Origin of the sequence: Bradyrhizobium sp. F1.4.3, assembly GCF_040548375.1 — a bacterium.
GTDB lineage: Bacteria > Pseudomonadota > Alphaproteobacteria > Rhizobiales > Xanthobacteraceae > Bradyrhizobium.
In genome coordinates this window covers 376,321-403,300 of sequence record NZ_JBEPRN010000002.1, presented here as the reverse complement: position 1 = coordinate 403,300, position 26,980 = coordinate 376,321, and the positions used below count along the sequence as shown (strand labels likewise).

The 26,980-nt window shown below is 64.2% G+C and carries 27 protein-coding genes; 8 read left to right on the top strand and 19 right to left on the bottom strand.

The window, feature by feature from the left end; all coding sequences use genetic code 11:
* Window position 1 precedes the first annotated feature (1 nt).
* The 12 genes from flgI to motA form a co-directional block, all read right to left on the bottom strand.
* Window positions 2-1,132 (bottom strand): flagellar basal body P-ring protein FlgI, encoded by a 1,131-nt coding sequence (gene flgI / locus ABIB73_RS09345; protein WP_354223275.1) that lies wholly within the window; start codon window positions 1,130-1,132, stop codon window positions 2-4.
* Window positions 1,129-1,605 (bottom strand): flagellar basal body P-ring formation chaperone FlgA, encoded by a 477-nt coding sequence (flgA, locus tag ABIB73_RS09340; RefSeq protein WP_354223273.1) that lies wholly within the window; start codon window positions 1,603-1,605, stop codon window positions 1,129-1,131. The genes flgI and flgA overlap by 4 nt, the downstream gene beginning before the upstream one ends.
* A 13-nt stretch (window positions 1,606-1,618) precedes the next feature.
* A complete protein-coding gene (gene flgG, locus ABIB73_RS09335; RefSeq protein WP_354223271.1) occupies window positions 1,619-2,410 on the bottom strand; it encodes a flagellar basal-body rod protein FlgG in 792 nt (263 codons plus the stop codon).
* A 17-nt stretch (window positions 2,411-2,427) separates the two neighbouring features.
* On the bottom strand, window positions 2,428-2,757 hold the full coding sequence (gene fliE, locus ABIB73_RS09330) for a flagellar hook-basal body complex protein FliE (RefSeq protein ID WP_354223269.1): 330 nt from the start codon (window positions 2,755-2,757) through the stop codon (window positions 2,428-2,430).
* Window positions 2,758-2,759: 2 nt separating this feature from the next.
* A complete protein-coding gene (flgC, locus tag ABIB73_RS09325) occupies window positions 2,760-3,176 on the bottom strand; it encodes a flagellar basal body rod protein FlgC (protein WP_195802623.1) in 417 nt (138 codons plus the stop codon).
* Window positions 3,177-3,187: 11 nt separating this feature from the next.
* Window positions 3,188-3,568, bottom strand: coding sequence for a flagellar basal body rod protein FlgB (flgB, locus tag ABIB73_RS09320; protein ID WP_354223267.1), 381 nt, complete (start codon window positions 3,566-3,568; stop codon window positions 3,188-3,190).
* Between the two features lie 85 nt (window positions 3,569-3,653).
* Window positions 3,654-4,739, bottom strand: a complete 1,086-nt coding sequence (gene flhB, locus ABIB73_RS09315) for a flagellar biosynthesis protein FlhB (protein WP_354223265.1) — start codon at window positions 4,737-4,739, stop codon at window positions 3,654-3,656.
* A 13-nt stretch (window positions 4,740-4,752) separates the two neighbouring features.
* Window positions 4,753-5,793 (bottom strand): flagellar motor switch protein FliG, encoded by a 1,041-nt coding sequence (locus ABIB73_RS09310; protein ID WP_354223263.1) that lies wholly within the window; start codon window positions 5,791-5,793, stop codon window positions 4,753-4,755.
* Window positions 5,794-5,795: 2 nt separating this feature from the next.
* On the bottom strand, window positions 5,796-6,170 hold the full coding sequence (gene fliN / locus ABIB73_RS09305) for a flagellar motor switch protein FliN (protein WP_045013741.1): 375 nt from the start codon (window positions 6,168-6,170) through the stop codon (window positions 5,796-5,798).
* Window positions 6,171-6,245: 75 nt separating this feature from the next.
* Window positions 6,246-6,560, bottom strand: a complete 315-nt coding sequence (locus ABIB73_RS09300) for a hypothetical protein (RefSeq protein ID WP_354223261.1) — start codon at window positions 6,558-6,560, stop codon at window positions 6,246-6,248.
* Entirely contained in the window at window positions 6,541-7,482 is a 942-nt protein-coding gene (locus tag ABIB73_RS09295) for a flagellar motor switch protein FliM (RefSeq protein WP_354223260.1), read from the bottom strand. The genes ABIB73_RS09300 and ABIB73_RS09295 overlap by 20 nt, the downstream gene beginning before the upstream one ends.
* Window positions 7,479-8,375, bottom strand: coding sequence for a flagellar motor stator protein MotA (motA, locus tag ABIB73_RS09290; protein ID WP_354223259.1), 897 nt, complete (start codon window positions 8,373-8,375; stop codon window positions 7,479-7,481). The genes ABIB73_RS09295 and motA overlap by 4 nt, the downstream gene beginning before the upstream one ends.
* A gap of 142 nt (window positions 8,376-8,517) precedes the next feature.
* Here motA and ABIB73_RS09285 point away from each other — a divergent pair, with 142 nt between their 5' ends.
* The 8 genes from ABIB73_RS09285 (at window position 8,518) to ABIB73_RS09250 (ending at window position 18,142) form a co-directional block, all read left to right on the top strand.
* The gene (locus tag ABIB73_RS09285; protein ID WP_354223258.1) at window positions 8,518-9,315 is read left to right on the top strand and encodes a DUF1217 domain-containing protein; all 798 of its coding nucleotides are present in this window, start codon (window positions 8,518-8,520) and stop codon (window positions 9,313-9,315) included.
* 3 nt (window positions 9,316-9,318) lie between these two features.
* Window positions 9,319-10,047, top strand: a complete 729-nt coding sequence (gene flgF / locus ABIB73_RS09280; RefSeq protein ID WP_354223256.1) for a flagellar basal-body rod protein FlgF — start codon at window positions 9,319-9,321, stop codon at window positions 10,045-10,047.
* A gap of 37 nt (window positions 10,048-10,084) precedes the next feature.
* Complete coding sequence (fliI, locus tag ABIB73_RS09275) at window positions 10,085-11,410, top strand: flagellar protein export ATPase FliI (RefSeq protein WP_354223254.1); 1,326 nt, start codon at window positions 10,085-10,087, stop codon at window positions 11,408-11,410.
* Window positions 11,411-11,494: 84 nt separating this feature from the next.
* Complete coding sequence (locus tag ABIB73_RS09270; RefSeq protein ID WP_354223252.1) at window positions 11,495-11,623, top strand: hypothetical protein; 129 nt, start codon at window positions 11,495-11,497, stop codon at window positions 11,621-11,623.
* A gap of 656 nt (window positions 11,624-12,279) precedes the next feature.
* Window positions 12,280-12,915, top strand: a complete 636-nt coding sequence (locus ABIB73_RS09265) for a MarR family winged helix-turn-helix transcriptional regulator (RefSeq protein WP_354223250.1) — start codon at window positions 12,280-12,282, stop codon at window positions 12,913-12,915.
* 1,090 nt (window positions 12,916-14,005) lie between these two features.
* Window positions 14,006-15,070 (top strand): ketopantoate reductase family protein, encoded by a 1,065-nt coding sequence (locus ABIB73_RS09260; RefSeq protein WP_354223249.1) that lies wholly within the window; start codon window positions 14,006-14,008, stop codon window positions 15,068-15,070.
* Between the two features lie 638 nt (window positions 15,071-15,708).
* Window positions 15,709-16,527, top strand: a complete 819-nt coding sequence (locus ABIB73_RS09255) for a YkgJ family cysteine cluster protein (RefSeq protein WP_354223247.1) — start codon at window positions 15,709-15,711, stop codon at window positions 16,525-16,527.
* Window positions 16,528-16,630: 103 nt separating this feature from the next.
* Complete coding sequence (locus ABIB73_RS09250) at window positions 16,631-18,142, top strand: helicase HerA domain-containing protein (RefSeq protein ID WP_354223245.1); 1,512 nt, start codon at window positions 16,631-16,633, stop codon at window positions 18,140-18,142.
* 7 nt (window positions 18,143-18,149) lie between these two features.
* Here ABIB73_RS09250 and ABIB73_RS09245 read toward each other — a convergent pair whose 3' ends face one another.
* The 7 genes from ABIB73_RS09245 to ABIB73_RS09215 form a co-directional block, all read right to left on the bottom strand.
* Entirely contained in the window at window positions 18,150-20,465 is a 2,316-nt protein-coding gene (locus ABIB73_RS09245) for a TonB-dependent receptor (protein ID WP_354223243.1), read from the bottom strand.
* The gene (locus ABIB73_RS09240) at window positions 20,446-21,522 is read right to left on the bottom strand and encodes a HoxN/HupN/NixA family nickel/cobalt transporter (protein ID WP_354224257.1); all 1,077 of its coding nucleotides are present in this window, start codon (window positions 21,520-21,522) and stop codon (window positions 20,446-20,448) included. Before ABIB73_RS09240 ends, ABIB73_RS09245 begins: the two co-directional genes overlap by 20 nt.
* Window positions 21,523-21,707: 185 nt before the next feature.
* Complete coding sequence (locus tag ABIB73_RS09235; protein ID WP_354223242.1) at window positions 21,708-22,448, bottom strand: ABC transporter ATP-binding protein; 741 nt, start codon at window positions 22,446-22,448, stop codon at window positions 21,708-21,710.
* Window positions 22,445-23,296: an ABC transporter ATP-binding protein gene (locus ABIB73_RS09230; protein ID WP_354223240.1), complete on the bottom strand. Its 852-nt coding sequence runs from the start codon at window positions 23,294-23,296 to the stop codon at window positions 22,445-22,447. The genes ABIB73_RS09235 and ABIB73_RS09230 overlap by 4 nt, the downstream gene beginning before the upstream one ends.
* A complete protein-coding gene (locus tag ABIB73_RS09225) occupies window positions 23,296-25,119 on the bottom strand; it encodes an ABC transporter permease (RefSeq protein WP_354223238.1) in 1,824 nt (607 codons plus the stop codon). Before ABIB73_RS09225 ends, ABIB73_RS09230 begins: the two co-directional genes overlap by 1 nt.
* 56 nt (window positions 25,120-25,175) lie before the next feature.
* Entirely contained in the window at window positions 25,176-26,333 is a 1,158-nt protein-coding gene (locus tag ABIB73_RS09220; protein WP_354223236.1) for an ABC transporter substrate-binding protein, read from the bottom strand.
* 61 nt (window positions 26,334-26,394) lie between these two features.
* Complete coding sequence (locus tag ABIB73_RS09215; protein ID WP_354223234.1) at window positions 26,395-26,970, bottom strand: alkylhydroperoxidase domain protein; 576 nt, start codon at window positions 26,968-26,970, stop codon at window positions 26,395-26,397.
* Window positions 26,971-26,980 lie beyond the last annotated feature (10 nt).

Genomic DNA, 26,980 nt, shown 5'->3' with positions numbered 1-26,980 from the left:
ATCATTGGACGATGACTTCAGCCTGGAGCGCGCCGGCCGTCTTGATCGCCTGGAGGATCGCAATGATGCCCGACGGTTTCAGCCCGATCTGGTTCAGCCCGCGCACCAGGCGCTGGAGATCGACGCCGCTCAAGATCGCCACCTGCGATCCGGCCTCGTTGGCCTCGACCAGGGTCTGGGGAACGACTACGGTCTGGCCTTGCGAGAACGGCGCCGGCTGCGACACCACGGGCATCTCCGTGACGCGAACCGACAGGTTGCCGTGCGTGACGGCAACGGTCGAGATTCGCACGTCACGTCCGATCACCACCGTGCCGGTGCGTTCATTGATCACCACCCGCGCCGGTGTGTCGGGCTCGACGGTCAGTTCGCCAATCTCGGCGAGAAATCGGACCGGGCCGATATAGCGCGGCTTGGACAGCACGACCGTCCGGTAATCGCGCTCGAAGGCGATCTGGGCGCGATAGCGGCCGCCGGCATAGCGATTGATGGCGTCGAGGATTCGCGTCGCCGTGACGAAGTCCGGATTTTTCAGCTCGAGCACCAGGAATTCCATCTCATGGAGGCTGCCCTGCACCTCGCGCTCGACCAGCGCGCCGTTCGGGATGCGTCCCGCGGTCGGCGTGCCTTGGCTGACGTTCTGCGCCTGGCCTCCCACGCTGTAACCGGCAACCGTGACCGCTCCTTGCGCCACCGCATAGACCGCGCCGTCGGCCGCGCGCAGCGACGTCATCACCAGCGTGCCGCCGAGCAGCGACGTCGCATCGCCAAGCGACGACACCGTCACGTCCATCCGTTCGCCCGGTCCTATCGAGGGCATTAAATCCGCGGTCACCATCACGGCGGCGACATTGCGCGTGCGCAGCGTCGTCGGCCGGGTCGGGTTGGTCGTGCTGGTGGTGTCGTTCCTGACATTGATGCCCATATTCTCGAGCATCGACTGGAGCGACTGTTCCGTGAACGGCGCGTTGCGCAAGGTGTCGCCGGTGCCGTTCAGACCAATGACGAGGCCGTAGCCCACGATCTGGTTTTCGCGCAGTCCCTTGATGTCCGCGATGTCCTTGATGCGGACGGCGGCCTGGGCGCTGGCGGCGGAAACGATGAGGACGAGCGCAATCAGGAATCTGGTCATGATCCGTCCACGACCTTGACGGTGCCGTCCGGTTGAACGATGGCCCTGATGATCACGCCAGTATCGGTATTTCGTACCGGAATGAGCGCACCTGGTGCACCGGATTGCATGGCCGAGCCGTAGGTCACGATCGACAGGCCGCTGTCCTCGACCACGACCTTGACCATGGCGCCGCGGGCGATGGTCCAGGGATCCTCCACCGCGTTGGTCGGGATCGGCTGGCCCGGCAGCAGCGCGCGCCGCGCCATGCGTCCGACGAGCACCTGGCGCCCTTCGATGAACATGGCGACGCCGAGCAGGTTCGGCGCAAAGGCGCGCTCGGTGATCATATCATCCCTGATCAACTCGCCGGCGCGGATCGACACGGCCGGCACGGGAAGCCGCCGCTCGTCTGCCGCAGCGAACCGCGCAGAGACGAGCACCAGCAGCGCGACCGCCAACCCGCGCACGATCAAGCCCACCCTGTTCAACATCGACACACCGGAACTAACGACTGAGATTCTTCGATACCGTCTGTGCCATTTCATCCGATGCCTGGATGACCTTGGCATTCATCTCATAGGCGCGCTGCGCCGAGATCAGCTCGGTGATTTCCTTGACGGGGTCGACGTTCGAGGCCTCGAGATATTGCTGGTTGATCTTGCCATAGCCGGCGTCGCCCGGCAGACCGATGACGGGCGTGCCCGACGCCGTGGTCTCGCGATAGAGATTGCTGCCCAGCGGTTCGAGGCCCGCCTCGTTGGCGAAGTTGGCGAGGTTGAGCTGACCGATCTGCTGCGGGTTCACTACCGTATCCAGCTTGGCAAACACCTGTCCGGTCTGGTTGACCGTGACCTGCACCGTGTTCTGAGGCACCGTGATCGAGGGATCCAGCAGGTAGCCGTCCATCGTGACGAGCTGGCCGTTGGCATTGGTGTTGAACGAGCCCGCGCGGGTATATTGCACCTCGTTGTTCGGGCCCAACACCTGAAACCAGCCCCGGCCGTTGATTGCCATGTCGTAGGGATTGCCGGTCTGCGTGAGCGCACCCTGGATGTGCAGCTTGCGGATCGCCGCCGACTTGACGCCGAGGCCGAGGTTCGCACCTTCCGGAATCGGCGAGGAGCCGTTGACGTTCGCGACGCCCTGCATGCGGTCCATCTGGTAAAACAGATCGGTGAATTCCGCACGCGCCCGCTTGTACGACGTCGTGTTAATGTTGGCGATATTGTTCGCGATGACTTCGATATTGGTCTGCTGGGCATTCATGCCCGTGGCCGCGATGGCGAGCGATTTCACAGTGTCATTCCTTCAGATCAAATCGACATACGCACGACTTCTTGGTAGGCTTGAACGACCTTGTCGCGAACCGCGACCGCCGTCTGCAAGGCCTGCTCGGCCGACATCAGCGCCTCGACGACCCGCCGCGTCGATTCCTTGCCCTGCATCGCCGAGATCGAGGCCGCCTCACCTGCCTTCAACGTACCGATCGCGTCCGTCGTCACCTGCTTCATCACCGAATCGAAGCCGACCTCGTCGCCGGACTGGATTGCGGTCGGCGCCGCGGGCGCAATGGCTTGCGTCCCGGTCGCGCGAGTTGCCGCCTGGCCTGCGGTGATCGCGGTGGATGAAATCGCCTCTAGCATTGTCAGCTCCTCAGCAGGTCGACGGTCATGCCCAGCATCGACCGCACCTGCTTCACGACCTGGAGATTGGCTTCATAGGACCGGTTGACTTCCCGCATGTCGGCCATCTCGATCATCATGTTGACGTTCGGCATCTTGACGTAGCCGGCCTTGTCGGCAGCGGGATGGCCCGGATCGTACTCCACGCGATAGGGCGTGGTATCGACCCCGATCTCCTTGACCTTCGCAAGCTGCGTGCCCGAGGCGCGGTCCATCGCGGCATCGAAGGTGATCGTCTTGCGCTGATACGGATCGGCGCCGGCGGTGCGCCCGGTCGAGCTCGCGTTCGCGAGGTTCTCCGAGACGACGCGCATGCGCGTCGACTGCGCTTCCAGCCCGGAGCTCGCGACCGTCAATGAAGCCTGTAGAGCGTCCAGCATATCAGTTCACCTCAGGTCTTCGTACCCGTCAGGAGCATGCGGTGGAACGACCGCACGATCGCCGAATTCATCGAGTAGTCGCGATTGACGTCGCTGCCCTTGATCATCTCCTGCTCAAGGCTGACGGAGTTGCCGGAGTGAACGACCTCCCAGCTGTCCTTCTTCGCGGTCGCGCGCGTGTCGGTTTCTGCCGGGGAAAGTTGCATGTGCGTGGGCGACGTCGTCGTAAGCCGGACCGGTGTTCCGTCGAGCACCTTGTTGAACGGCTCGACGTCGCGCGCCTTGAAGCCGGGCGTATTGGCGTTGGCGACGTTGGTGGCGATGGTCGACTGACGAAGCTCGAGCCAGCGTGCCTGAGATGATGCGAGTTCGAAGAGATAAAGCGGTCCCACGGCAGTCCCATTCTGGTCTGTTCGGGACAACCTTAGGGTTGCAAGCTTTCCCCAGGCTGATGCAGGGGAAGCCGTCCTCGGAAATCTACTGAACCTTCTCAGGCCGCGGCGATTGCTTCGACTGGAGGAAGTAGATGATCTCGGCGACGGGACGGAAAAACTCGGACGGAATCACCTGGTCGACCTGGACCGCCTCGTAGAGCGCGCGCGCCAAGGCCTTGTTCTCGATCACCGGGATCTTGTTTTGCTCGGCGACCTCGCGGATCTTGAGCGCGATCACATCCATGCCCTTGGCCACCACGAGCGGCGCAGCATTTTCCTCACGCTGATAGCGCAGCGCTATCGCAAAATGCGTCGGGTTCGCGATCACCAGCGTCGCGCGCGGCACGGAGGCGATCATTCGCTGGCGCGACCGATCGCGCGCCAGCGAACGAAGGCGCGCCTTGATCAGCGGATCGCCTTCGGCCTGCTTGTGCTCGTCCTTGATCTCCTGCCTGGTCATGCGCAGCTCGCGCCGCCAATGGAAGCGCGCCCAGGCGAGATCGATCGCAACCAGCACGATCGTCGCGATGCAGATCGCCGAGACGATCCGCATCGCGATGGTGAGGATCATCTCCGGCAACGCGACCGGATCGGTGTACATCGCCTCGAACGCCCTCGCTTCCGACGAGCGCAGCACGAAGGCGACGACGGCGGTCACCGACACGAGCTTGAACAGCGATTTTGCAAATTCCACGAGGCCCTGACTACCGAAGAGCCGGCTCCAGCCGCTAACAGGGGAGATTCGCGAAAGGTCCGGCATGATGCGCTGGAGCACCAGGCTGGGCGCGTTTTGCAGCAGCGACGCTGCCAGTCCGAACACCGCCAGGATGACGACCAGCGGCACCAGGAATCGCAGCGCCTCGAGTCCCACCACGGTGAGAAGGTTCTGCGCGTCCGCCGCAGTGCTGAGGGGAAAGCCCTCGGGATCGTCGAGAAAGCTCTTCAGGGTGGGCGTCAGTTGCTGCACGCCCTGGCCGATCAGGAACGCCTGGATCACCATCAGCGCTGCCATCGAGGCGAAAATGGAAGCCTCCCGAGAGACCGGAATTTTGCCCTGTTCGAGCGCATCGCGGACTTTCTTCTCGGTCGGCTCTTCTGTTTTGCTCTCCTGGTCGGATGACTCTGCCATGCCCGTTCAGCGGTCAGCGAAAGACCAGCTCATCCTCCTGTTCGGGGTTGAGCTCGATTTCGCCCTTCTCGGCGAGGTCAAGCGCAAGGTCCGTGATCACGCGGCGCGCCTCCAGCACGTCGCGCTGATTCGACGGCTCGCCGATGGCGAGCTCGTGCTCGACGACGCGACGGACGCGCGAGGCGACCGAGGACAGGATCAGCTCGCGGAAGTGCTTGTCGGTCCCCTTCAGTGCGACGACGATGCGGTCGGTCGGCACCTGATCGAAGATCATGGTGCGCGCCTTCGACGTCAGATTGATCACGTCGTCGAAGGTGAACAGCAGCTCCTTCAGCACTTCGGCCGACTTCGGCCGCTTCTCCGACAGGCTCTTCAGCATGTCCTCGATGTGGCCGCGCTCCATCTTGTTGATGATGTCGGCAACGCGCGCGTAGGTGTCGGCGCCGAGGTTGCGGGCGAAGTTCAGCGTCAGGTCCTCGTGCAGCGTCTTCTCGAGGATACGCATGGCATCGTCGACGATCGGCTTGAGGCTGAGCACGCGCCGCATCAGCTCGTTGCGCAGGCTCGATGGCAGCTGGCTCATGACCTTGGCGGCGCAGGACGGCTTGACCTTGGACAGGATGAGCGCCGCGGTCTGCGGATGCTCCTTGGAAAGATAGCTCGCGAGCGAATTTTCGGATACCGACGAGACGCGGTCCCAGACCGACCGGCTCGAATTGCCGAGCAGGTCCGACATGATCGCCGAGACCTGGTCGGCCGGGAGTACGTCGCCGAGCACGGCTTCAAGGCCACCGAGGGTGCCGAGAATGTTGGCGCCCATCGAGAACTGTTGCGCGAACTCCTCGACGATCCCCTCCAACTCCTGAGCCGTAATCGGCCGCAGCTCCGCGGCGGCCTTGGTGACGATGCGGATCTCCTGTGGCTCGAACTGCTGGAGCACGCTCGCGGCCGCCTGCCGGCCCATGGCCAGCAGGAGCGCCGCGACCTTTTCCGTTCCACCTAGCGTGGCAACGCCTCGCTGCTTGATGGGAGCGATGCCGACCTGTGCCGCCATGGTCAGGTATCACCCTGCCCCAGCGGTCCGACAATCTCCGTGAGCGAGACGCCGAAGCGGGAATTGTCCTCTTCGACGACGACCACCTCGCCGCGGGCAACGACGCGGCCGTTGACCACGACGTCGACGGGCTCGCCGACCCGGTGATCCAGCGGAACAACGGCGCCGCGGCCAAGCTTCATCAGGTTCGCGACCGGGATGGTCGCCGACCCCAGCACCACCTGCATGGTGACGGGAATGCGCAGGATGGCATCGACATTGGCGAACTTGCCGGTCTCCTCCGCGGTGCGAGCGGCAATCTCCGCCAGCCGCTCCAGCGGAGAGGTATCGGTATCACCCGATGCAGATGCAGACTCGTAGTCGAAGGATTGCGCCATTTGGTATCGCCTCTTGGTATTTCCGCTCCCGGAGCGCCGCGGCGTTCCGATCGTATTGTTCCGCCAGTCCCGGCTTCAATGCTTGTTCGCCTCAGTACCGCTCACGGTCGCCGCCGATTGGAGCCCGCTCCGCGCATCGAGTGCCGCAATCGCCTCGTGGGCCTGATCGATCTTCGTGCTCAGCACGTTGGCGAGCCGGCCCAGGTTTGCGGTGGAATCATGCGCCGCGGTGATGACCGTATCGAAGGCGCCTGCCGTCTCATGGACGATGGTCGAGAACTCGCCCTGATAGCTGCGTAGCCGCGCCAGCTCGCGGTGCATCTTGGTCACCCGCATGCTGGTAAAGCCGAGCGCAATCAGCAGCACAGCATCAACGAGATAGGATATCATCGACGAACTCCCGCTTCTGATCGACGGGATCTGCCACCTGCATGGCGTAATAGCCATCAAGCTGGCCGATCTGGCACCAGAACAGCACCTGGTTGTTGCTCTCGAGCCGGGCCAGCGTGTGCGGCGTGGCCTCCAGCTCGAGGATCTGCCCGACCTGGAATTTCACGACATCGCCGAGGGACACCATCTTCTCGTCGAGCACCGCACTCAACGTAACCTCAGTCCGGTGGACCTCGCTCTCCATCTGCTCGCGCCAGCGCGGATCGGCCGCGCGACCGTCGCTGACGACGACGTGCGCGAGCTTCTGCCGCAACGGGTTGAGCGCGGAGTGCGGAATGATCAGGAACATCTGGCCGCCGCGGTAGAGCGCCTGCAACATGATGTTGGCGCAGATCGACATGTTGCCGCTTCGGCCGATCGCCAGCGAGGCCATGGCGGTCTCGACCCGCTCCACGCGGAAGGTGACGTTGGAGGTGCCGGCGAACGCGGATTGCAGCGCCTTGGCGAACCGCTCGAACAATGCCTGGACCAGGCGGATCTCGATGTTCGAGAAGGAGCGCTCGACGTCCATCGGCGGCTCGGCGCCGTCCGAACCGAACATCGCCTCGACCATCGTGAAGACGAAATCGCGGTCGAGCACCATGAGGACCCTGGAGTCCCATTGCTCGGCATAAAGCACCGCCGCGACCGCGTTGGCCTCATAATCCTTGATGATGTCGCCGACGCGACCGTTGGTGATGCCGTTGACGGAGAAATAGCACGGCGTTCCAGCTATGGGCTGGAGGGTGTCGATGCACGATGCCGCCATGCGATCGAAGATCACATTGAGCATCGGCATGCGTTCGATCGAGATGCCGGCGGCATCGAGCAGGTAGTTCGGCAGCCGCTTCTGCTGATCGACGTCGAGGTCTTCCATCATCATGCGCGGGCAGCCTTCGGTTCAACCTCGGTCACGACGGCCTTCGGACCGGCGATCGTCTCGTTCTCGACGACATCGATCGACGGTCGCTCATTGCTCGAGATCATCTTGCGGCCATGCTCGACGGCGATCTGCGGCATCGCGCCGTTCATGAAGGCCAGCAGCGTCTGCTTGACGATGATGTAGGGCCGGCAGCGCTTCTCGCGCGTCATCTTGATCTTCAGCGCGAAGGGCGAAATGATGCCGTAGGACAGGAAGATACCTGCGAAGGTGCCGACCAGCGCCGCCCCGATGAAGCCGCCCAGCAACTTCGGCGACTGGTCGAGCGCGCCCATCGCCTTGATGACGCCGAGCACAGCGGCGACGATGCCGAGCGCCGGCAACGCCTCGGATACCACCACCAGCGCATTGTAGGGCGTCAGCTTGCTCTTCACGATGGTGTGGATTTCCTCGTCCATCAGTGCCTCGATCTCATGCGTGCGGGCATTGCCCATGATGATGAGGCGGACATAGTCGCAGATGAACTGGAGCAGCGCCGCATCCCCGAGCACGCTCGGGAACGCCTTGAAGATCTCGGAGGACGAGGGGTCGTCGATATGCGCCTCCACCTCGTTGCGCCCCTTGCCCCGCAGCTCGCGCATCAGGGCGTGGAGGGCGCCGAGCAGATCGAGGTAGTAGCGCTCACCGGGCACCGCACCCGTAACGGCCTGCACGCACGCAAGCCCGGTATCCACGACCACCTTCCATGGATTGGCCATGATGAAGGTGCCGGCCGCGGTGCCCATGATGATCACGAACTCCCACGGCTGCATCAGGACGCCCAGATGCCCGCCCATGGCGGCAAATCCGCCAAGCAGTGCTGCTACCGTGATGACGATCCCCACGAAACTGCCCAACGCGCCGCTCCATCACCGATCCCATCGGGAATATCTAGTCGGCGACGCTTGCGCGAGGCTGGCTTCGGCGTCGCCAGCCCCGCGCAAGCAATTCGCGGCAACTTGGGACGATGTCGCAACGGCGGCCAAAGGGGCGCGTGTCATGCTATCCACGATCGCGGACTACACCAGACTGACGAAGGACATGGGCAAGTCGCTGACGCAGGTCGCTCAGCAGCCGGATGTCAGCCGCGACACCGATTATTTCCTCAGCCACATCGGCAACGTGAAGACCATCGACGACTTCCTGAAGGACTATCGGCTCTACTCCTATGCGATGAAGGCCTACGGCCTCAGCGACATGACCTACGCCAGGGCGTTCATGCGGAAGGTTCTGACCGAGGGCATCGCGACCAAGGATGCCTTCGCCAACAAGCTTTCCGATACGCGCTACCGCGAGTTCGCCTCCGCCTTCAATTTCGCCGCGCTCGGCGCCAACGCGACCCAGACCACCCAGGCCACGACCGGCACGGCCACCCAATATGTCACGCAGACGATGGAGCAGAACGCCGGCGACCAGAACGAGGGCCTGCGGCTGGCGCTTTATTTCACGCGCAAGGCCTCCTCGATCACGAATTCCTTCCAGATTCTCGCCGACAAGGCGCTGACGCAGGTGGCGCAGACCGCGCTCGGCCTGTCGCCGACCGTCAGCTCGGGCGACATCGACGCCCAGGCCGCGATGCTGACGAAGATGATCAAGATCTCCGATTTCCAGGATCCGGCCAAGGTCACCAAATTCGTGCAGCGCTTCGCGGCGATGTGGGACGCGACCCAGGCCCAGACCGACAGCAACGGTAACTCGACCAACCCCGCCCTGATCCTGATCGGCGGCGCGTCGAGCACGGCCGGCATGGATACCGACATCCTCACGAAACTTCAGTCCATCCGGTTCAACAGGTAAGTCATGCAATCGGCTCTCTATGTGGGATTGTCGGCGCAGGTCGCCCTCGAAAAGCGCCTCCAGACGATCGCCAACAACGTCGCCAACGTCAACACGGCGGCGTTCCGCACCGACGTGGTGAAGTTCGAGACCGTGCTGTCCAAGGCGGGCGCGAACCCGGTCGCGTTCTCCTCGCCCGGCGACAACATCATCTCGCGCGAGCCCGGCAACATCACCGAGAGCGGCAACCCGCTCGACGTCGCCGTGGTCGGACAGGGCTGGATCGCCTTCGCCGGCCCGAACGGCACGGTCTATACCCGCGACGGCCGCCTCCAGATTGCTCCCAACGGCGACCTTCAGACGGTGTCGGGTTTTCCCGTCATCGATTCCGGCGGTGCGCAGATCACGCTCGACCCGAACGGTGGACCGGTTTCGATCTCGCGCGGCGGCGCGATCACCCAGGACAACAACGAGATCGGCACCATCGGCCTGTTCAACATTCCCGCCGATGCCAATCTCGACCGCTACGGCAATTCCGGCGTCACGCCCGACCGGCCTGCGACCGCCATCGCCGATTTCACCCGGGACGGCTTCAAGCAAGGCTATGTCGAGGGCTCCGGCGCCAATCCGATGATGGAGTTGACCAAGCTGATGTCGGCCTCGCGCGCCTTCGACAGCACGAATTCGCTCGTCGAAGGCACCGAGAGCACTCTCTCGAACGCAATCCGGACGCTGGGCGATCCCAGCAAGTAGACCGCGCGTCGCGCGTAATTTTGGGTGGACGGTTTCCTTGAACGCTCTTCGGCAAATTGAGTGGGCACTGCTGGAGCTTCAGCAGAGCACGCCCCTTGCAAGCGTCAGCGGCGCGATCTCCGAGATCGCGCCGACGCATTTCCGTGTCTCCGGCCTGTCGCGTTTCGTCAGGCTCGGCGAGCTGATCGGCGTCAATACGGCCGGCAGGCCCCAGATCGGCGAGGTGGTCCGGATCGACAGCGAGGGCATCGTCGCAAAACCGTTCGACCGGCAATTCGCCGGTGGTCTCGGCTCGGTCGCTTACCGGATGCCGCCCTTGTCCTTCGCGCCGGATCCGAGCTGGAAGGGCCGCGTCATCAACGCGCTCGGCGCACCGCTGGACGGACAGGGCCCGCTCACCCCGGGATCGCGGCCGGTCTCGGCGGATACGGAGGCGCCGCCGGCGATGAAGCGGGCACGCGTCCACAAGCCGCTGCGCACCGGCGTCCGCGTCATTGACCTGTTCGCGCCGATCTGCGCCGGCCAGCGCGTCGGCATCTTTGCCGGCTCCGGTGTCGGCAAATCGACGCTGCTCGCGATGCTCGCCCGCAGCCAGGGTTTTGACACCGTCGTGCTGGCGCTCGTCGGCGAGCGCGGTCGCGAGGTACGCGAGTTCATCGAGGACGTGCTGGGCAACGACCGCCACCGCTCCGTCACTATCGTATCGACGGGAGACGAAAGCCCGATGATGCGGCGACTGGCGCCGAAGACGGCAATGGCGGTCGCCGAATATTTTCGCGACCGGGGCGAGTCGGTCCTGCTCGTGGTCGATTCGATCACCCGTTTCGCCCACGCCGCCCGCGAGGTCGCGCTCGCCGCCGGCGAGCCCGCGGTCGCGCGCGGCTATGCACCGACAGTCTTCACCGACCTGCCGCGCCTTCTGGAGCGAGCCGGGCCCGGCGAGGAGGGATCCGGAACGATCACCGGGATCTTCTCCGTGCTGGTCGATGGCGACGACCACAACGAGCCAATCGCCGACACCATCCGCAGCACGCTCGACGGTCACATCGTGCTCAGCCGGCACATTACCGACCAGGCGCGCTATCCGGCCGTGGACGTGCTGGCCTCGGTCTCCCGCCTCGCGCATAACGTCTGGGATCCCGAAGAGCGCGAGCTCGTGAGCAAACTGCGCTCCCTGATCGCCAAATACGAGGACACGCGCGACCTCCGCCTGATGGGGGGATATCAGTCGGGGCGTGATTCGGGCCTCGACCAGGCGGTCGACATGGTGCCGAGAATCTACAACGCAATGCGACAAGACGCCTCAGCTCCGCCGAGCGCCGATCCGTTCCGCGAGCTGAGAGACATGCTCAAGGGCGACTAGCGGGGCGAGGCGGCACGCGACCCGCGCGTGCCGCCTCGCCCGGAGTCTCGCGCAACGCATCTGGTCACGATGCACGGACTGCGGATGCGTTTGATTGCCATCGATGTTCGCCGCGCGAATCTCGACCGTTCGGATAAGCAGGTCGGCATGGTCGTGGACAACGATGCGTGGAGCATACTCCGAATACAACGCCACAACAACCGCCGCGTGTAATCCTTCCAAGTTCCCCTGAAGTTCCCTTGAAGTTTCCTTGGCGATTCCCGAAGCAGATCGCGCAAGTTGTGGATGACTTAACGCGATGACATCGCCTGTCGTGCACAAGCTTCGATCAACTTGCATCAACAGCAGACAGCAATTTGTGTGCAATCAAACCGTCATAGAGTTGCGCACATCTAGCCTGCTAGATCGCGCATTGCGTTCACCATCATCTGTCCCGAAGAGTGCGATTGTCTTGAACGTTACATTCGTCTGCAACGACATCCAGCCGCCGAGAGTGTCTCTACTTGATTTTGTTGAGAAGCTCATTCATCGTTTCGGCGGAACATAAGAAACGTCTGCGTGTGACTTGAACTCAGGGGCTTCGGTTGAACAATTCCGATCCATCGTCCGGCAGTGACGGCAGCTCGGGCTTTCATTCGACGACGCCGCGGTTGGCATACCATCCGTGGCACCGTTTCGCGCGCAGTATCCCGCAGCGCTCGTCAGTCCAAATCGGGTGCCTTGCAGTCCGTGCCTTCGCGCGACAACCGGGCACGACACGCTCATCGGACATCGACGAGCGCCCAGCATCTTGCGAAAAATTCGTGCGCCATGGCGGAGAGCGGCTTCGGGGCGCCGCAGACCTGATTCCCGGGGCGAGGTAGGAATTCATGCCGTTGGCACGCGAAGCAGTCGAGCTGCTGGTTCAGGCGGCCAGAGCCTGGTATTTCGAAGGCAATCAACACGGATTGCGCGATCGGGAATGGATGGCGCTGCGCTTTCTCGGGCGCGCCAACAGGTTCTCGCGGACGCCGTCCGCACTCGCCGGCTTTATCGGCGCGACGAGAGCGACCGCCTCGCAGATCGTGAAGACGCTGGAGGGCAAGTCCTTCCTGATCCGAAAGCCGTCGCATGAGGACAAGCGCTCCGTCGTGCTGCACGTCACCCCACAGGGTGAGAAATGCCTGAACCAGCATGATCCGATCAATCATGTGGTGAACGCGGTCACAGCGCTCGGCACCGAGAAATGCGTCAAGCTGCGCGACTCGCTCCGCGAGATCCTCAATCACCTCGATGCGGCCCATCAGCGGCTCGATGCCAGCATCTGCCGCGACTGCATGTTCCTGGCCGAGCGCAGCCCCGCGACCGGCAAGGGGCGCGCCACGGCCGAATTCATGTGCCGGCTGTATCGCGCGCCGGTCTCGCTCGAGGAAACCGAGCTCCTCTGCACAAGTTTCGAGCGCACCCGCGACCGCCCGAAGATCGAGGAGCACCTCGACCGCGCGCGTGTGGCGAGCCAGGGGTGATGTAACGGCGTATACCGGCCGACGGTGCGCGCGCAATTTCCGGGCGAATGGTGCGGGCAGAGCTTGCGGGAAATTTCGCGGCGATGTCGCTCTTCGAAAGACATCGGCGTTAGCTTGCTGCAACATCTGGATCATTTTCACGGCAGACACACCTTCGCATCCTCGCGGCGCATTTCGCCCGAGCTTTGCTTCGTCGCTCCACCCTCTTTATCCAAGAGGGCGCAGGGAAGGCCGGGTGCCGGCTGGCACCCGCGGTCCGCTGCGCGAAGATGTAGCGCAAAAGAACCGCACAGCAGCATACAGGTGTAGCCAATCACTCGGCCTTCCCTGCGCAGTGGGTTGACGGCTTATGCCGCGCTCTCCCGGGAGCCGAATTCCTTCTGGCCTCCCTCACCCTAGCGAATATCTGCAAAGGCCCGCCCGGTTGAGCCGGCCTTCACCTCCGCGAAAGCTTGACCGTAGCGACGACGATCAGGACCACACGGTTTTGCCGTACGCACGGCTCGCTTGTTCGCCGCATCATCTCCCGGCGTTGTCGACATTGCCAAGAGAATGCTGGCGAGACGAACCTGACAGCGCCGCTCATCTAGCGCGAAGCCTCGGGCTCACGGAGAGCAATCCGCCCTGCCCGCACTTCTCGCGCCCGACGCTGCCGCGTCCACCGCAAGCCCAGCTCGCGAAAAATGACGACACAAGATCGCCCCTCAAGGTCAAGCCGGGATGAACGATACATACGCCATTTCCGAATTTCGGTAAACTGGAATATTTTTGTGGGGAGGGGTTGACGGGCGAGCGAAACAGGCCCGACAGGCTCCCGTAGCCGGATGGAGCGCAGCGCAATCCGGGACAGGTGCCGCGCCGAAAGTGCAGCCCCGGATTACGCTTCGCTCCATCCGGGCTTCTACAGGTCACGGCCGCTCCAACATTCCGCGAGGCGAAACGAAGCGAAAACCTTCCGCGACCGGGCGGGCTTGTATTCAGTATCCCAGTTGCGATAGTGGGTCAGATTTACAGCGTCGGGCCGACCTCGTCGTCGGCCAGGGAGCGCAAAGACAAGAAATCCGGAAATTGGCTTCGCGAAAGGGAGAGCATGGCGCGCAACATTTTGATTCTCGGAGCTTCCTACGGCTCCCTGCTGGGCACGAAGCTCCTGATGGCGGGGCACAACGTGACCCTGGTCTGCCGCGCCAAGACCGCAGAACTGATCAATCGCGACGGTACCGAGGTGCGCATCAAGCTGCGCGACGAAGCGGTGCATCGGGCGATCTTTTCGCGCGACCTGCCCGGAAAGCTGGATGCGGTAACGCCCGCCGACGTCGACGTCTCCCGCTACGATTTGGTCGGTCTTGCGATGCAGGAGCCGCAATACACCAACCACACCGTCCGCGTCCTTATGGTCAAGATCGCCGCAGCGAAGCTGCCGTGCCTGTCGATCATGAACATGCCACCGTTGCCCTATCTGAAGCGGATCCCGGCGCTGACGGACATGGATCTCGAGGAGGCCTACACCAACGCGCAGGTGTGGGAGCGGTTCGAGCCGGGACTGGTGACGCTGTGCTCGCCCGATCCGCAGGCTTTCCGTCCGCCGGAAGAGGCGGCGAACGTGCTTCATGTCGGCCTGCCCACGAACTTCAAGGCATCGGTCTTCGCCGACGACAAGCACAACAAGGTGCTGCGTGAGCTCGAAGCCGACATCGACGCGGTGACGCTCGATGGCCACGACGTCCCGGTGAAGCTGAAAGTGTTCTCTTCCCTGTTCGTGCCGCTGGCGAAATGGTCGATGCTGCTGACCGGCAACTACCGCTGCATCACGCCGCATGAGCCGCAATCGATCCGCGACGCCGTGCATGGCGATCTCGCGCGCTCGCAGACGATCTACGACCATGTCGATGCCATCGCGCGCCGCCTCGGCGCCGATCCGCAGGACCAGGTGCCCTTCGCTAAATACGCCAAGGCTGCGGAAAGCCTGCTCAAGCCGTCATCGGCGGCGCGCGCAGTGGCGGGCGGCGCGCCCTTCATCGAGCGCGTCGACCTCCTGGTGAAGCTGATCTCGCATCAAATCGGCGCGCCCAATGCCGAGATCGACCGCACGGTCGAGACCGTGGACCAGAAGCTGAACGAGAAGATCGTGCAGGGCGGATCGGGCGCGCAGTAAAAGCGCGCGCCGCGATCTCATTGCTCGATCTCAGTCCCGACGTCGCGTACTCGACTTTGGTCGCATGGCGGAGGCGCATGTTGCGCGCGCGGTGCAATCACCGAGTCTCACGCGAGCATGTCGGCGCACGCAGTTGCTAGTGTGACCTGAATCCGACGCGACGTGAACTCTACCGATTTTCGATAGCCACTACGCGCATCAACGAGCGCGCCTGCTGCTGACAAGAGCGATCGCATCTCATCGATCACGCGATCGTGTCGTCGACGCATCGTCTCTACGCGCGTGTGCGCGTATCACAACTGCGTGACGTCAATGCATGCTGGGCATCGTATCTCGACGCGGCACGGCGCTAATGTGCCCATTTTCGCGCGAATTGAGCCAAAGCGCGCGAGCCTCCTGCTTGCGGCGATGCGAACAGGCTCTCGCCCCTTCATACCTGATCCTTCATTTCTGCAAACGCTGCATGCGCGCGCGTCGGGCTCGTTGTCTTGTCTGCCAAATGCACGCGCGCAACATGCGTTGCCGAATATTTCCTTCGGCCGCGTCACGGTTTGGATATCGATTTTCGGCAATGGGTTCCAAGGCTGGCGTCCGACAGCCCGACAAAAACAATAAGAGAAGAACAAGACCAGTAGGAAATGGACCAGGCAATGTTGAGCGTCGTCCGCGCGGTAGAGGCAGGCGCGACGACGATGAAGGGCGTGATCGACGCCACCGGACTATCCCGCCTCAAAATCGAACGTGCGTTGATCGCGCTGGAGAAGCAGAAGCTCCTGGTTCGCGATGGCCAGGGGTTTAGGCCGACCGGTCTGCCGAAGGCAGCGCCGCTGACCCGGCAATGCGGATCGTGCAACGCCTGCTGCGATATTCTCGAAGTGGCCGCCGTCGACAAGCCGGTGAACCAGCTGTGCAGGCATTGGCAGACGGGTACGGGGTGCACCATCTACGACCGCCGTCCCCAGATGTGCCGGTCCTTCGTCTGCGCCTGGCTGCAAGGCCATCTCGACGACGACTGGTTTCCCGCGAAATCGGGCATCATCGTGCATTTCAGCCAGGACGCGGTCAACGTCACCGTCGACGACCATTGCCCCGACCGCTGGCGCGAGGAATCGTATTTCAGCAAGCTCGCCGAATGGTCGCTGAACGGCATCAGGCGGATCGGAAACCGGGGTTATGCAACCCTCGTCGTCTCCGGCGCCAATAAATTCCTGCTGCTCGGTCGAACCATCGTTCCCGAACCGACGCTGTTTGGAACGGCATTCCTGCCGCTCACGGCCGACACGTTCCGGTTCTGGAAGGCGAAGTCGCCGGAGCATTTGCAGCGGCTGCACGAGCGCATCGCCGAGATCGAGCGGATCAGGCAGGAATTCGGCTCCTGCGCGATTCCCGACGACGCGGATGACAATCCCTACGCGCCCTATCGGCCCGCTCTTCTCCGCTTGTCGAATCACGCCTGAACTCCGCCGTGGGCAACGCGGCGTGATTCGCCGCATGCCGCTCGACGCGCCCCGGCCGGGTTGTTAAGTCCCTGTCCGCGAATGAAGGGGTCTGAGTCGGGACATGACGGTTGCGATCGAGATGGGGCAGACCATTGCGGGCGCCGCGGCGGCCATGGACCTCGAGGAACTGCTGGCGACCCGCCTTCTGGTGCAGGGCAATTCGGGCTCTGGCAAGTCGCATCTGTTGCGGCGGCTGCTGGAACAGAGCGCACCCTGGGTGCAGCAGGCCATCATCGACCCCGAAGGCGATTTCGTGACGCTGGCCGAGCATTTCGGCCATCTCGTGATCGAGGCCGAGGACCACACCGAGCGCGGCCTTCAGGTCGCCGGCGAGCGCGCGCGGCTGCATCGCGTCTCAACCGTGCTCAATCTCGAAGGGTTGGACGCCGAGAACCAGATGCGGCGCGCCGCGGCCTTCCTCGGCGGGCTGTTCGACGTCGAGCGCGACCATTGGTATCCGATGCTGGTGGTGGTGGACGAAGCGCAGCTGTTTGCGCCGGCCGTTGCCGGCGAAGTCTCGGACGAGGCGCGCAAGCTTTCGCTCGGCGCGATGACCAATCTGATGTGCCGCGGCCGCAAGCGCGGGCTCGCGGGTATCATCGCGACCCAGCGGCTGGCAAAGCTCGCCAAGAACGTCGCGGCGGAAGCCTCAAACTTCCTGATGGGCCGGACCTTCCTCGACATCGACATGGCGCGCGCCGCCGATCTGCTCGGCATGGAGCGGCGGCAGGCTGAGACGTTTCGCGATCTCGAGCGCGGGCAGTTCATGGCGCTGGGCCCCGCGCTGTCGCGCCGCCCGCTGCGCCTGCACATCGGCGCGACGGACACAAAGCCGCGTAATTCAACGCCGCGGCTCATGCCGCTGCCGGAGGCGATGCTGGAAGATGCGCGCGCGGTGATCCTCGCCGCGCCGCCGCCGGAGGCGAGCCGGGCACAGCGCCGGCCGGCGCCGGATCTGCTCGAACAGCTCAGGGCGGCGAAAGCGGCCGCGCCGGAAACGCGCCCAGAGCCGATCGAGCTGCCGGTCAGCGCCGAAGAGCTCGCGGAGCGGCGCGAGCGCGTCGCCCGGACCTTGCGCGCCGTGCTCGCCGAACCCGATGCCGGCTTCCGCGCCATCGGCGTGCTCTATCAGGAGTTCCTGGTTCGCTGCCGCATCGAGGGCCTCGGCGCGGCCGTGCCTGACCTCAACGACTTCCGCCGCATGTTGACGCACGCGCGGGCCGGGCTCGGCGCAGAGCTCGCCGAAGACGACGCCTGGCAGGAGGTGTCACTGCGCGCCTCGATCCTGCCCGACGACATGCAGGGCGTGTTCATGATGGTCGCGCGCGCGGCCAAGGAAGGCTGGCCCTGCCCCGGCGATGCCGCGATCGCCCGCGCCTATGGCTCGCATTCGCTGCGCCGGGCGCAGCGCCTGCTCGGCTACATGGAGGAGCAGGGTCTCATCGTCTGCCAGCTCGACGGCGCCGGCCGCAGATTTGTGACGCTGGTCGAACTGGCCTGGGCGACGGCGCCGGGCGATCCCAATGCCGATGACCTGCCCGTGGAGCCGGCTCCGAGCGCGGCGTCGGCTTGAGGTTGCTTTAGAACGTCCCGGCCATCGTCACGCGGAACGTCAGCAGCTCGAGCGGGTGCAGCACGTAATCCATCAGGCCGTTCTGGCAGACCGCTGATGGTGCGGTACCCGATGTGCAGAGATTGTAGAGCGTATCGGTCTTGAGCAGCGAGCCGTAGGCATAAGTGATCTGGTTCGCCCTGGTATTGAAGAGATTGAGCACGTCGAGCTGGATGCGCCAGCCATTGTCGGTGCGGTAGCCAAGGCGTCCGTTGAAGACGCTGGTCGCGGATGAGCGGAACGCATTGTCTTCCGTCAGCGGGCTGGAGGCGAGATAGCGCCAGCGCAGGCCACCGAACCAGCCGGTCTTCCCGCCAAGCGTGACGCCGGCGGAAGCCACCATCGGCGGCGCGTTCGGAATGTAATTGCCGGGCGCATTGCCGATCTGCGCCGCGGGATATCCGGCCAGCGAGGCGTAGACCTCCGCCTGGTCGCTGTCGTAACCGCGAAAGCGCGCATGTGTCATCGCGAGATCGGCGTCGATGTCGATCCAGGATCTGGGCCGGTAGTGGTTGGTCCACTCGAAACCATAACGACGACTGGCGCGGGTCGCCTCGGTATCGCCGGCGTCGCCGGAGAACAGGATCTCGGAATCCTGGTCGAGGATGAAGACGCTGAACGAGGTGTCGAGGCCGGGAATGATCCTGCTGCGGATGCCGACCTCGGCGCCACGCGTACGCACCAGCAGCGGAGACGGCGACAGCTTTGTCATGGGATCGCTCGGGTCTTCCGTCGTGGTGGCGCCGCGCGCGTCGTTCGAGTGCATGCCGTAGCCAGCGCCGAGGAAAAACTCGGTCTGGTTGAAGGGACCGAGCACCATCCTGAATTTCGGGCTGCCGAGCGACGCATCAACGTGACCGGAATTGCTCGCGTTGAACAGTGAAGTGACGTCGGCGGCATAATAATCGCCGCGCCAGCCGATCGTGGTCCCGAGCCAGTCGGTCCAGCGCACGGTGTTTTCGGCATAAACGCCGACGCTGCCCTCGCCGACCTTGTCGCTGCGGACGCTGGAGAGGAAGCTGCGCTGGAACGTGTTGCTCAGCGCCAGATCGATCGTGTCGTAGCGCGATTGCAGGCCGACGGTGGTCTGCATCGGCAGCCCAGCGAACGAGCCGTTCAGCGTACGCGAGATGTTGGCGCCGGCCATCAGGCGGTCGTCGTGCTGGTGGAACTGGTCGCCGAGCACGGGATCGCCGAGGTAGTAGGTAAAGTTGTTGAAGAGATCGAGCTGGCTCTTCACGACATAGGCGTTGGCCTTCCAGGCACCGAGATCGTCGCTCTGCGCGACCCGGCCCGAGAGCGCGAAGCGATTGGTGTTGCCGTCGTCGCTTGGATCCTCCGAGCCGAAGCGGTCGAGCAGGCCGGTCGTGATGGCGCGCTGCGGCACCTGGTCGGTCGAATTCCATTTATTCGTATAGGCCATGCCGGTGACGGAGACGCCGTCGGTCGCGGTGCCCTGGCTGTAGCGCACGAGCCCGTTGAGCTTGCGCACATTGTCCGGATTATCCCAGGGACCATTATAGGTGCCGATCTCGCCGGCGACGAGCAGCGCCCCGTCGCCGACTTTCGCTGAGTCCATGCCGAGCAGGCGGCGATAGCCGAAACTTCCGGCGGTCACCTGCGCGAGCCCCTTTTCGGTGCGATCGATCAGGCCGATATGGATGCTGCCGACTGACGCGAAATCGCCTTCGTCGGCGAAGTATGGTCCCTTGCGTACGTCCATTGCACTGATGGTTTCCGGGATCAGCCAGTTGAGATCGGCATAACCCTGGCCGTGCGCGTGGGTGCGCATGTTGACCGGGACGTCGTCGACAGTGATCGCAAGATCGGTGCCATGATCGAGATTATAGCCACGCAAAAAATACTGGTTGGCTTTGCCCTCGCCGGAATGCTGGGTCACGATCAGGCCCGGCACGGCTTCGAGAACCTCGCCAGGCCGCGCGATGGGACGCGCATTGAGCGCTTCGCCGGAGACGGTGAGCTCGCTCGCCATGCTTGGCGGGCCTTTTGCGCCGGAGGCAACGCTGACGGCGTCCGCTGCTGGGGCTGGCGCGGGCTGAGCCACGACAGGGCTGCTAACCGCCGCCGGTCTGCTCACCCGCCGTGGTGCGGGTGGCTTATTGCGACGCGGCGTCTCGCCCCCGGTGATCTGGATCGGCGGTAACTCGTGCGTGGCACCATTGTCCTGCGCGAATGCGTCACCGCCATCCGCGAGGAAAACGAAGGCCGTGAGTGCCGTCAGCGTGCCGTAGCGCCGGCCGAGTTCACGCCGCCTCAGTCGCATCGGCGCATTCCAGCACTTTGGACGCGGCACCGCGGCCATCCGCAAACATGCGGCGGTAGAGCACGACCGAGACGAGCGATGCGGTCGCGAACAGCGCGATCACGGCGAAGCCGACATTCGCAAGCGACCCGTTGAGGCCATCGACCAGCGCCCACACACCGCCGGACAGGCCGAGCCGATCGCCGATCAGGCTGAGCGCCTCGATGCCGCCGATGAACAGCGCGACCGCGACGGAGGCACCGGTCATGGTGAGGTTGTACCAGAGCTTTCTTAAGGGATCGACGAACGCCCAGCGATAGGCGCTAACCATCAACGCCGAGTCGGCGGTGTCGACCAGCGCCATGCCGGCGGCGAACAGAGCGGGGAAGACCAGAACATCGGCGAGCGCGGCGCCATGCGCGGCCTCGGTGGCGGAGATTCCGAGCAGTCCGATCTCGGTTGCGGTGTCGAAGCCGAGCCCGAACAGAAGACCGAGCGGAAACATGTGCCAGGGTTTTGTCACCATGCGGAACATCGGGCCGAGCAGGTGTGCCAGGAGGCCACGGCTGGCGAGCAGCGCATCGAGCTGGGCTGCATCGTGAACGCCCTGCTCCCGCGCGAGACGAAACGTCCGCCACAGGCCGGTGAAGATGGCGAGATTGATGACAGCGATCACGAGCAGGAACAGCGCCGACACCGACGTGCCGATCAGGGCGCCGATATCCCTGAGCAGGCTGTCGCCGCCAAGGCTCACCACGCCCAGCGCGAGCAGCATGGTCGCGACCACGACGACCGTGGAATGACCGAGCGCGAAGTAGAGGCCAACGCTTTTCGGTGCACTGCCCGCCTGCATCAGCTTGCGCACGACGTTGTCGATCGCGGCGATGTGGTCGGCATCGACGGCGTGGCGCAGGCCGAACACCCAGGCCAACAGCGCGGTCGCCATCACCGCGGGCCGGTTGGCGAACAGTGCGAAGGCCCAGGCCCATGCGGCCACGTTGGCGGCGATGAGCCCGCCGAACAGCAGCACCGTTCCCGGTTCAACCGCGCGCAAAGACCACTTCGTCACGACATTCATTCCGTCCACTGCACGCCCCATCGGGTCATCGGTATGATCTTTTCATAGAATGATCACACTGGCTAGTCCCGGAGGAGGTCGTCATGCCCGGGCTTGTCCCGGGCATGACGTTCTTCGTGCCGCAGTTTGAGGCGTGGATGGCCGGGTCAAGCCCGGCCATGACGATGTGGAAACAGCGCGCCCAGCTAGGCGGCTTCAGAACCACCGAGATAGGCGTCGCGAACGCGGGGATCGTCCTTCAGCGTCCGGGCCGAGCCGGATAGCACGATCTTGCCGGTCTGGAGCACATAGGCCTCGTGCGCGATCTCGAGCGCGAGGCTGGCATTCTGCTCGACCATGAACACCGACACGCCTTCCTGGTTGATGGTCCTGATCAGTTCCAGCACGCGGTCGACATAGAGCGGCGACAGGCCCATGGTCGGCTCGTCCATCACGATCATCCGCGGCCGGCTCATCAGCGCGCGCGCCATCGCGACCATCTGCTGCTCGCCACCGGACAACGAGCCGGCACGCTGCGACAGCCGCTGCCCGAGTTTTGGGAACAGCGTGAGCATCTTGTCGAGGTCCTGCGCCACTGCATCGCGGTCGTTGCGGACGAAAGCACCCATCAGGATGTTTTCGCGAACGCTCATGTCCGCGAACAGTCTTCGCGCCTCCGGCACCGAGGCGATGCCGCGGCGAACGATCTGCGGCGTGGTGAGCCCGATGAGTGAGGCGCCGTCAAAGGCGACCTCGCCCGAGCGTGGCTTCACCAGACCAAGGATGATCTTCATGGTCGTCGACTTGCCGCTGGCATTGCCGCCGAGCAGGCAAACGATGTGGCCGCGCGCAACCGTGATCGACAGGTCGAAATGCACCTGGGCCTGGCCGTAGAAGGTGTTGACGTTCGACAGCACGAGCAGCGGATCGGGAGATGAGGTCGTCATGCCGCGCTCTCCTGCTCAGCCGTCCCCGACAGGCCGTGGCCGAGATAGGCCTCGATCACCTTGGGATCGTTGCGCACCGCTTCACCGGCGCCTTCCGCGATCTTCTTGCCCTCGTCCATGACGATGACGCGATCGGAGAGGCGCATCACCATTTCGAGCTTGTGCTCGATCAACAGGATGGTCAGGCCCTCCGCCTTCAGCTCGGCGACGAGGCCCTGCATCTCCGCAGTCTCGCTCGGGTTCATGCCGGCGGTCGGCTCGTCGAGCAGCAGCAGGCGCGGCTTCAGCGCCAGCGCACGCGCGATCTCGACGCGGCGGCGGTTGGCATAGGACAGGCTGTAGGCCGGCTGGTCGATCCGCGGCAGCAGCCGCTCGCCGAAGCGCGCGAGGATGACTTTCACTTCCTCGCGCAACCGCTCTTCCTCGGCCTTGACGCTGGCGGGACGCAGCAGCGCCAGTCCCAATTCCAGCAGCGGGCCGATAATCGGCACCGCCGGCTTCACCGCGCGCAGCCGCGTATGCGCGCCGATCAGGACGTTGTCCATCACGCTGAGATTGCCGAAGACGCGGCCCAGCTGGAACGTGCGCGCGATGCCCCGGGCCGCCAGCCGTTCCGGCGACAGGCCGGTGATATCCTGGCCTTCGAAGCGGACCTCGCCCGCATCGGGCCTGTCGAGCCCGGTCACGAGATTGAACAGCGTCGTCTTGCCGGCGCCGTTCGGGCCGATGATGCTGATGAGAGCGCCCTTGGCGAGGTCGAGATCGATGCCGTCGACGGCGGTCAGGCCGCCGAAGCGGCGCGTCAGCCCGCGCAGGGACAACAGCGGTGCGGCGTGCGCCTCCGTCATCAGATCGTCCCCAGCAGGCCTTGCGGCCTGAACCGCACCAGCAGCAAGAGCACGATGCCGTAGATCAAGATGCGATACTCTGCCGCGACCCGGAACACTTCCGGCAGACCGACCAGCGCCACCGATCCGACGATTGCACCGACGACATTGCCGAGACCGCCGAGGATCACGACGGTCAGCGCCAGAATGGATTGCTGCGTGTTGAAGGTTTCGTGGTTGATGTAGGAATAGAGATGCGCGGCGATGCCGCCGCTGACGCCGGCGGCGAACCCGCCGAAGATGAAGGCCAGTGACTTGTAGCGGTTCAGGCTGAGGCCATAGGCGCGCGCGGCGATGTCGTCGTCGCGTATGGCGCGAAAGCTGCGGCCGAGATGTGAGCCGAGCAATCGCGCCTGGAGCAGCGCCAACACGACCATCACGGCAAAGCCGAACCAGTAGACCGACGATGCGCTGATCAGGTCGAAGCCGAACAGCGACAGCGGCGGGATGCCGGAGATACCGATCGGGCCCCGCGTGACGCTTTCCCAGTTCAGGATCACCAGCGACACGATCTCGCCGATGGCGAGCGTCGCGATCGACACGTAATGCCCGCGCAGGCGGAAGGACGGCGAGATCAGGGCCGTACCAAGCGCCGCGCTCATCAGGCCTCCGGCGATGATGGCGAGGCCGACGGGAACGGAAAAGGTCAGCGACAGCAGCGCGGAGGTGTAGGCACCGATCGCGAGCAGCGCGGCATGTCCGAGCGAAACCTGGCCGATCGTGCCGGCGACCAGAGTGAGGCTCAGTGCAAGCATACCAAGCAGCCAGGCGTTGATCAGGGTCTGAAGCACATAGAAGGACACCGGCAACAGCGGCAGGATCGCGAAGCCGCCGACCGCGACAAGCAACGCCCAGCGCGGAATGCGCACCGGACGGCTCGGTGCAATAAAAGTGCCGGTGAGCGGCTCGGGCGGCGCCTGCCGTGCGCTCGCGAACAGGCCGTTCGGCCGCAGCACGAGCACGACGACCAACAGCAGGAACGCGAACAGATTGCGGTAGCTGGTGCCGAACACGGCAACGCCGTAGCTTTCAACGAGTCCCAGCAGCAGGCTGCCGATGACCGCACCGGGCACATTGCCAGCGCCACCGACCACTTCGGCAACGACGCCCTTGAGCGTCGCCTGAAGGCTCATCGCGGTGTCGATCTGGTTGTAGTACATGCCGACCAGCAGGCCGGAGACGCCGCCGAGCGCGGCGGCGATTCCGAACACCGCCTGATTGACGCGATTGACGTCGACGCCCATCTGCATCGCCGCGTCCCGGTCCTGTGCGGTGGCGCGCACGGCCCAGCCGAGCTTGCTGTAGCGCAGGAACAGGAACAGCAGCAGCGCGCTGGTGATGCCGACGCCAGCGATCAGCAGGTCAAGCGGTCCGATGGTGCCGCCACCGACCTGGAAGCGGACGTCCGGCAACTGGCTCGGCAGCGCGCGCGGATTGGGCGAGAAGGTCAGCATCACCAGTTGATCGAGCACGAAGCTGATGCCGATCGTGGCCAGCAGCGGCGCGATCCGCACCGAGTTCTGGAGCGGTCGCAGTCCGAACCGCTCGATGATCAGCCCGACCAGCGCGGCCACCACCGCGACGAAAATGATCGTAAGCGGAAGCGGCGTATGCAGCTGCACCACCGCGACCCAGCCGATATAGGCCCCGACGAGGTAGATCGACCCTTGCGCAAAGTTGATCAGCCGACTGACGCCGAAGATCAGCGCGAGCCCGACCGCAACGAGGGCGTACACATTACCGACGATCAGCCCGTTGATCGTGTAGTCGAGCCAGGAAGACAACCGATAGCCCCCGCGTAAAAAGGAAAGGGGCCGGAGCGCCCGCTCCGGCCATCATGTCAAGTCGGCTTGCCGTCCCAGAGCGCGAACTGGCCCTTGCGCACGACGAGCTCGGCATTCATGGCGCCCTTGACGCGGCGGCTCTCGACGTCGAACGTCGCCGTCCCAAAGATGACGCTCGAGACATCGCGCACCTTGGTGAAGGCATCGCGGATGGCGCGCCGGTCGGTGCCGCCGATCTTGACGACGGCGGCCGCCATGTTCATCGCGTCATAGGCATAGGCGTTAAAGGCGTCAGGCTCCAGCCCGTTGTACTTCTTCTTGAAGCCGGCGATGAATTTCTGCACCTCGGGCCGCGGGTCTTCCGGGAAGTAGCGCGTGCCGACATGGACGTCCTCGACCGCCTCGCCGCCAAGCTCCAGGAATTTCGGCGAGTAGACCGAGCTCGCGGCGCAGATCGTCTGCTTCAGCCCGACCTGGCGCGCCTGCCGCGCGATCAGCGCGCCGTCCGAATAGTAGGAGATCAGGATCAGCCCGTCAGGATTGGCGTCGCGGACACGGACCAGCGTGGAGCGGAAATCGCGCTCTTCGGCGATGTAGCCTTCGGTGACGGCGATCTCCGCGCCATACTCCTTCGCAGCGTTGACGAAATAGTCGCGGCTGGTACGGCCCCAATCGGTGTTGAGATGAAGCACTGCTAGCTTCTTCAGGCCAAGCTTCTTCACGGCGTAGGCCGCCAGCAGCGGCTGCTCGTCGGCCTGGCTCACCGAGGTGCTCCACATGAAGTCGCCGCCCTTGGTGAAATCGGGATGGGAGTTGGTGAAGCCGAACTGCACCAGCCCCGCTCGCTGATAGATCGGAGACGCCGCCATCGACGCCGGGCTGGAGAAGTCGCCGAGCTCCATGACGATCCTGGGATCGGACACGAATTTCTGGGCGATCGCCACCGACTGGCGCGGGTCGCTCTGACTGTCCTCAAAACTGTAGGCGAGCTTGCGGCCGTTGACGCCGCCGGTTGCAAGGATCTCGTCCAGTGCGAGATCGAAGCCCTGCTTCCACTGCGTGCCATATTGCGCATTCGGCCCGGTCAGGGGGCCGCTGACGCCGAGCAGGATCGGCTCGGACGTATCAGCGAAGGCGGCACGCGACAGGGCCGTTCCCGCCATCACGGCGGCAAGCGAGCCCTTGACCAGGGTTCGGCGATCGATGTTGCTCATGTACGGCTCCATCCAGTCAGACGTTACAAACAAATGGCAATTTCTATGCCAGTGAAGATGCCTATTTCGAGGGCTCACCGAGCGACAGCATCAGCCGGTTCGCCCAGTTGAAGAACGACGCGCCATTGATGACATCGACGATCTCGGCATCGTCAAGACCAGCGCGGCGCAGCTCCGCGATATTGTCCGGCCCGAACGCGATCGGCGTCGAGGCCAGCGCGACCGACGCCTTGACGATGGCATTCCAGCGCTCGCCGAGATCGGCCTTGACGCCTTCGTCGAGCAACCGCTGCACGTCGTCGCGGCGCCTGGAATAGGTGCTGGCAAAGCGCGCATGCACCGACGCGCAATAGATGCAGCCATTGTAGCGCGAGGTCGCAGCGGCCGCGAGCTCGCGTTCGGCGCGCGGCAGGCCGTCGGCAACGTTATAGAAGATGTCCTTGTCGGTCTTGGTGCGGGCTTCCAGCACCTCGGGATCGCGCACCAGCAGGCGGAAATATTCCGACTTGGCGCGAGACCGGTCGACCAGCCCTGCGAAATGCCGCTCGGTCAGCTCGGCCTCGGGCAGCGGGTCGATCCATGACACCCAGCCTAGCTCATCCTGGGTGAAGACGACGGGCGGATTGACTGTGCTCATGATGCTGCCT